7 protein-coding genes are annotated in these 6,672 nt (G+C 44.3%); 6 read left to right on the top strand and 1 reads right to left on the bottom strand.

The genetic code is table 11. The features are described 5' to 3' along the window. Window positions 1–94 precede the first annotated feature (94 nt). Window positions 95–1,837 (bottom strand): NB-ARC domain-containing protein, encoded by a 1,743-nt coding sequence (locus tag BRW63_RS21885; RefSeq protein WP_073074518.1) that lies wholly within the window; start codon window positions 1,835–1,837, stop codon window positions 95–97. Between the two features lie 362 nt (window positions 1,838–2,199). Between BRW63_RS21885 and BRW63_RS21880 the strand changes: the two genes are divergently transcribed. The 6 genes from BRW63_RS21880 to BRW63_RS21855 all read left to right on the top strand — a co-directional run bounded on the left by BRW63_RS21880 (window position 2,200) and on the right by BRW63_RS21855 (window position 6,664). After that, the gene (locus BRW63_RS21880; RefSeq protein WP_073074517.1) at window positions 2,200–3,033 is read left to right on the top strand and encodes a lysozyme; all 834 of its coding nucleotides are present in this window, start codon (window positions 2,200–2,202) and stop codon (window positions 3,031–3,033) included. A gap of 57 nt (window positions 3,034–3,090) precedes the next feature. Next, window positions 3,091–3,912 carry a C39 family peptidase gene (locus BRW63_RS21875; protein ID WP_073074516.1) on the top strand — a complete coding sequence of 274 codons (822 nt, stop codon included), beginning with the start codon at window positions 3,091–3,093 and terminating at the stop codon, window positions 3,910–3,912. A gap of 102 nt (window positions 3,913–4,014) precedes the next feature. Then, the gene (locus tag BRW63_RS28520) at window positions 4,015–4,167 is read left to right on the top strand and encodes a hypothetical protein (protein WP_181314456.1); all 153 of its coding nucleotides are present in this window, start codon (window positions 4,015–4,017) and stop codon (window positions 4,165–4,167) included. Between the two features lie 158 nt (window positions 4,168–4,325). Next, a complete protein-coding gene (locus BRW63_RS21865; protein WP_073074514.1) occupies window positions 4,326–5,360 on the top strand; it encodes a lipase family protein in 1,035 nt (344 codons plus the stop codon). Window positions 5,361–5,664: 304 nt separating this feature from the next. Further along, window positions 5,665–6,024, top strand: a complete 360-nt coding sequence (locus BRW63_RS21860) for a hypothetical protein (protein ID WP_073074513.1) — start codon at window positions 5,665–5,667, stop codon at window positions 6,022–6,024. Further along, window positions 6,017–6,664, top strand: a complete 648-nt coding sequence (locus BRW63_RS21855) for a hypothetical protein (protein ID WP_073074512.1) — start codon at window positions 6,017–6,019, stop codon at window positions 6,662–6,664. The genes BRW63_RS21860 and BRW63_RS21855 overlap by 8 nt, the downstream gene beginning before the upstream one ends. Window positions 6,665–6,672: the final 8 nt, after the last annotated feature.

Here is a 6,672-nt window from a genome sequence, read left to right as displayed (position 1 = left end):
TTTAAGTGGTTGATTACCTTGTCCACTAATGCAAATGTACGACAAAAAGGGGGATGATTTTGTGAAGATTTCTAGAAGTGTCGGACTCTGCCGCCTAACAGCGGCGCGGGAACCCCTTGTACATCCCCATATCTGAAGCTAGGGGCTTTAAGGGTTCCCGAACCCTCCGTTCCGGTAAGTATGTTTGGCGAATCGTTAGATTTGAGAAGTCACGATCGTGTAACGTGCTCTCTGCGTCGCTCAAATCACTGTGCAGTTGCCAGAACAAATTCAGCAAATTCCCGGCTCCATAGCCACTTTCCAACAATTCGTTGTGTGGAGCAACTAATAGACGGTTGAGGTGATTTTCGAGGTTCTGCTGATTTTCAAATGCTGACAGCAGCTTGTCTTTAACAGGTTGCAGAATCAAACGGATTTGGGCTTCTCGAATGTAATCTTTTGCTTGCGCCTTGACTAAAGCGTAACGGTTGAAGAAAGTCAATTTGTGAGCAGAAATGTCGTAGTAGAATTGTCTCACCAACTGCTCGGTCAGATATTCCATCACCACAGGTTGTTGGGAGAAACCAACAGCATTGATCTCTATGAGACTTCGTGCCTGCAATGACGATAAAGCCTCTAACAATTTCCGCTGTGAGACTTTGGGCACAATGTCATCTCGCAATTCCTCCAGTGTCACCTGTTCACGGGAGATCGCTAACCAGTACATCACCTGCTGTTCTAAATCTGAGAGACGGTTGAACTGCTGGTCGAGTAGCTCACTAATGTTGCCAAAGACAACCGTTCCCTGCGTCAAGAAAGCCTCAATATTGCCGTCAAACAGCGATCGAATGGTTGTGGCTGCAATTTTAAGTGCCAGAGGGTTGCCGCTATAGTGTTCAATCAGTGGTTGACAGTTTGCATCGAATAATCCCTTCTCATTCAGAATCTTTTGTCCTTCTAAGAGTGGCAGCCCCGTTAATTGCAGCGATCGGACAGGTAGAGTATGTCCTTCTCGAATGCTGACTTCTGCTGGCTTCTCTCGACTAGTCAACACCAAACAACTTTGATGCCGCCCATCACTCACCCGTTCAAGCAGTTGACTATAAGATTCGTAGCCTTGACGATAGCGTCCAGTCCGTTCACCGCTCTGAAGAATTGATTCCACATTGTCCAACACCAGCAAACAGCGATGCTGGCGCAGATAGTTCATCAAGCACGAAATCTGGCTGTCAACCGATTCTGGTAACTTCACTTCCTGCTGATTTGAGAGCAAGGAAATCAGGTCGGCTAACAATTCTTGCAGCGATGGAGCATGACGTAAACTGCGCCAAATTAGATAGTCAAACTCGTTCTGCACCTGCTCGGCTAATTTGACAGACAGAGACGTTTTGCCCATTCCACCCATGCCCAGAATGGTCACTAAACGGCAGCGATCGTGCTGAATCCATTGGGTTAGTTGAGCTAATTCGTGGGTGCGATCGTAAAAGATAGAAACATCGATCGCTTCGCCCCAGTCTTGATGAGAGGTGAGGTGTGGGGTATATGTAGCATTGTTGTGCATAGGAGTATAGGTATTTCCTCCTACCTCTTCATTGTTCGATCGCTGCTGCCTCATGACTCGCTTCAGCACAACTTGAAAGTCGCGCCTCGTCACCTTCTCTCCCAAGATATCAGAGAGCAGTTTCCAGAGGTCAGAACCTGTATCCTTGATGTAACCAAGGCTGTAATCAAACTGTTCGGCAATCTCTTTATAAGACTGACCTTCCCATGAGTGCCGAAACACAACTTCCTGAACTTTGCTTAACTGTCCCTTTGGTAAAACCTGCTCAATAAGCTCTAGTCCTTTTTCAACGGTCACGACCCCAATCTCCTCAGGCGAACGGACTCAATGCGGTAGCAGAACAAGTGCTCTGCTAGATTTTTGGTGTTGTAGCGATCGACCCCTGATTTCTTCCAGTTGAGTTACCCGCTTCCAAAGCCGAAATTTATCTCTATGAAGAGATTCAGCTTTAGAAGCCTGCCTTCCGGCAAATTTCTCAGTAATTTTTCTCAACCTGTTTCTAAATTTAATCAGGCTTGCTGGTAAATTTGCTGGTCTTTATCTGACTTTTATCCGACCTTTATCCGACCTTTTCCCGACTGACGAAGGTTATGAACGGAAGCTAGATTACATTCAGCAGAACTCAATGTGTTTCAGTACAAGAATCTGGAGATGAAGCTATGGCAACAGTAACGACACAAGGTCTCGACAGAAGTTCTCTGTCTGAAAAAGAAAGCCATGCCTTGGATATTTTGGTGAATCTACCTGTCGATAAGTTCAACACACTCAAGCAAAGATTGGAGTTAGATGTACCTGGAGTCGTGGGTCGCACCACATTAGATAAGTTCATTCAATTTTGCGACGGCAAAGGTTTGGATTTCTCAGCGAATGGAGTAAGTGCTTTCAAGGCTGCACGTAAGCTCGGTGATTCTGGAGTGCTAAAGGGTGTCATCGGTCCACAAACGGCTGGGATTTATTTTGATGTCCTAATGGCAACTCAGGCTTTTTCCTCACAGAGCCGAAGGATTAACCAGGCAGGGCTAGATCTCATCAAAGAATTTGAAGGTTATCACCGTGGGGTATTTCAATCGGGTCCCCAAAAAGGTCAGTCCGTCCCAGATGGAAATGTAACAGCCTACTTTGATCCTGTTGGTGTTGCAACAATTGGATTTGGAAACATTGATTCTGTAAAGCCAAGTGATGTTGACATCAAAGTCATCACACTTCAGGAGGCAGAAGATCTGCTCAGACGCGATTTGGCAACGGCTGAAGATGCAGTAAGTGAGTTGATTACCGTTCCATTAGACGATAACCAGTTTGCTGCTCTTGTTAGCTTTACTTTCAATTTAGGGGCAGGAACTCTGGAAGCTTCTACCTTGAGAAAGCTTCTGAACGATGAAGACTATCAAGGAGCAGCCGATCAAATCCTCCGTTTCGTTTTTGGCGGAGGGGAAGCTCTGCCAGGTTTAGTTAGAAGGAGAACTGCGGAGAGAAAGCTGTTCTTGTCTCCCTAAATCTGCTTATTCGTCTAACTGCATTTGTCCAGTCACAAAGATCGATGGAGAACAACTATGTCACGACTTAAAATTCTTCAAGACACATTTCTCAAGCAAAGCCCGGAGCAAGCTTCTACACTTCCTGATGACGAGAAACAATTTCTGACTGCGGGAACAATTCTGGCTCTTCATTCAGAGTCAGATGCCCCTAACAATCACATCAAAGTTGCCTTCAAAGATACTGCATTCAAAGGGCTAAACACATGGTTTGCTTTCGCAGATCACGTTGATGTGATTGCAGACACAGTTAAATTAACCGTGACTACTTCACTAGCATCTCAAGAAGAACCGTTCCCAGCAGAGGTTAGGCTTGATGTTAAACATCTCGACCAACTTGATAATCGTTTTGCACCAACAACTACATGTAACGTTACCTGCTGTGCAATGATTCTTCAGTTTCATGGAATCAAGCAACGTAAACAAGGCGCTAGTTTTGAAGATGAATTGTATCTATGGATAGAGAGTCAGGGTTTAGATCGCTACAATCATACACATCTAGTTAAACTCCTTCAAGAGTATGGTCTTGAAAATGAGTTTGTAACTACAGCAACCTGGAAAGAAATCAAGCGGCATCTTGCTAGTGGCAATCCCGTGATCTGCCCAGGAGATTACACTCCTAGTGGACACATTATCGTTCTCTCAGGCTATAACTCCGAAGGATTTATCGTTCAAGATCCAAACGGAGAAATCTTCTGGTCACCCGGCAATGATCCTTTCTACGAGCACAACTCAGCAGCAGAGCCACACCGGGGTGCTAATCTAACCTACTCATACGATCTGATGAATACGTTAGCTGGTCCTAACGGTAGAGTATGGGCGCATTTTCCCCGAAAGTAATAGTTGTGTAACTATTGCAAACCAAATCTGCGATCGCTCTTTATCCCTCAAGGAGTTGAAGAGCGATCGCACTCAACAAATCAACCAACAGGAGATTTCATCATGGATAAACTCATCCAAATGATTGTTGCTCATAAAGGACAATCAACAGACTATCGGATTGTCATCAAAGGTGTTCATGTATTCCCACTCGGTGTTGAACTGGACATCATTCACTTGCCAAGTAATGAGCATGCGACGTTAGTTGTTCCATAAGGGGCAATTAGAGTTTTACGATCGCTCTTCACCAATTAACAAGTTGAGGAGCGATCGCACTCATCCTCTGCATTGATTGAGTATTGGATAGATTTGCGATCGTCACTTGTGATCAAAATCAACAATGTTCACACACATACGCTACGGAATTCTAACTCATGAACAAACTCCAAATTCCTGCAAACTCCGAATTCGACTCCCTTCGAGCAATGGAACTTGCCAATTTGATTGAGCGCGCCTATCAGCAGTATGACTCTCATCAGGCAGGTCAAACCTGGCTACCTGACCCTGGACAAACAGGAGTGTTAACAGGCTCTACAACGCTCAATCTTAATGCGACTGATGCACAGACCGGAAAAGTCGAATACAAAATCCTCAATACATTTTACTACACGGGATTTTGGATGCTGCAACCTGAAAAAGTGCCCTTTGGCTTCATCGCTCAACGACAGCTTGAGAACGGCACCTTTGAGATTTTTGTTGTATTTAGAGGAACACAGAAAGAGTCAGAATGGATCAGCGACTTTCAAAATAGACAAGTTCCGTTCCTGTGGGACGAAAACTTAGGATGGGTTGGTCGAGGATTCAATAAAATCTACACCCGTCCTAATGCAGAACATCCTGAATTTCTTATTTCACCAGTCGAACACGCCTCAATAAGCAAGGTTGTTCTCGATACACTGAGCGCCTGTTCCCCAGGTTCTCAAGTATTCGTGACAGGACACAGTTTAGGCGGTGCTTTAGCGACACTGGCAACGCTTCATATAAAAAATGCTACAAGCTTCAAACAACCCACTCTGTATACATTTGCCAGCCCCAGAGTAGGCGATCCAACGTTTGCTGCCCATTTCACAGGTTTGGAATGTTTCCGAATTGCTAACAGTGAAGATATTGTTCCCACTGTGCCACCAGCAACTACTAAGCTCATTGGAGAAGATATGCTCAAGCCTGAGTTTCGTGGTCAGGTTAACGATGATGATGCAAGTGATGAAGAAATGCTGAGTCGGCTTTCTCCTGGAAGATTTGAAACAGCCAAATCTCTGCGGCAGCTTGAAACTCGATTTCTTACCAATACAGTGCCACGCAAACAACTATATCAGCATATTGGAATGTCGCTGTACTTTACTGATCAGCGAGGTAGTGTTTCCTATAACCATAATATGGCTAAGACTTATCGTGAGGCTTTGCCTTAAGGGAATGCTTGAGTTGAAACTAGCGCGCGATCGTCACTATCTTTAAAGAAGAGCAGTTAAGTTAAGTCATTCTTCTCTGTGTGAGTGGCAATGTTGGGGTTCCTTTCGCCAACCCAACCTACACAGCAGACTCAGCTAAAGAAAGTGTGTGATCGCTCTTCACCAATTAACGAGTTGAAGAGCGATCACCCCTACCTCAAATTCACGAATGGTTATCAGCTCAAATAGAGATTAAAAAAGCGAGTAAGTGCTACCGCTTATGCAATAACCAGACAAGTTTTGTCATACAGAGAGGAGGCTTTAAGTGAACATAGAAGATGGATTTTCCAGTTTATCTGCAATTATGCAATTTGAGGTTTGGTTCTTGTTAGTAAGTCTGGCATCGTTGATATTTTACTTGATTTTGACAGGAAAAATCAACACAAAAGGTCTGTTTCTTGAGGGAAATAGGAGCCAAACTTACAGTTGGGAGAAAGCTCAAGTGATTATTCTCACGCTGGCATTTGTTGCTTACTATTTGATTCAGGTTAAATATAGCCTTCACTCAGGTGAGCTACCAACGATTCCTCCAGAGTTTCTCCTGATATTAGGTGGAAGCAACCTCATTTATCTCTGGAATAAACTCTTCTCGATTTTGAAAGATAGGAGAACATCGCGTGTTTAATATATCTATTTCTTCAGCTTTTGCTTTTTTAGGACTAGCGATCGGCTGGATAGTTGCTCTCTTTATCCTAACTTTGGAGATCCTCATTTTACAGTTTATCTGGGTGGGAACAAACAGTAGACCGAAGTACGACAAGGAAAGAAAGGAATGGTATAAGCCCAAAGGAATTAATCTTGAAAAAGTAATTAGTGACGAAAAAGGTGATGCAAGTCTGGCACGTTTTCAGTTTCTAATTTTTACCTTCATCATTTCCATGAGCTTAGTCCTAATCATTGTTAGCGGACGGGACGGGCCTGCATTTCCTACAAAGATACCCCCAGAGATACTGGGTTTACTAGGTATCAGTAGTGCTTCGTATGTACTTGCAAAGGGAATTCAGGCAGGTCGAGATGTGAACTTACAGGAGAACAATCTCGCGGAGTCGCCGGACGGTTTAAACAAAATTCCACCGCCAAATCAAGCTGGAGCTACTGTTTCTCCCGCTTCAACAGAGCCTCAACCTAGAGTAGACATATTTGTTCATCTGCCTTCGGCTCAAATTACGGCTGATGCCACCAACCAAACCCCATCTCCAGAGCCAACTGATCCAAATGACACTCATGAAACCTCCGAGAGCGAAGGGACTGTTAGCAAAGCGTGAGGGGTTTG

This window comes from Phormidesmis priestleyi ULC007 (assembly GCF_001895925.1).
Taxonomy (GTDB): Bacteria; Cyanobacteriota; Cyanobacteriia; order Leptolyngbyales; family Leptolyngbyaceae; genus Phormidesmis_A; species Phormidesmis_A priestleyi_A.
Note: the sequence above shows the minus strand (reverse complement) of the source record. Positions and strands in the feature narration are given on the sequence as shown.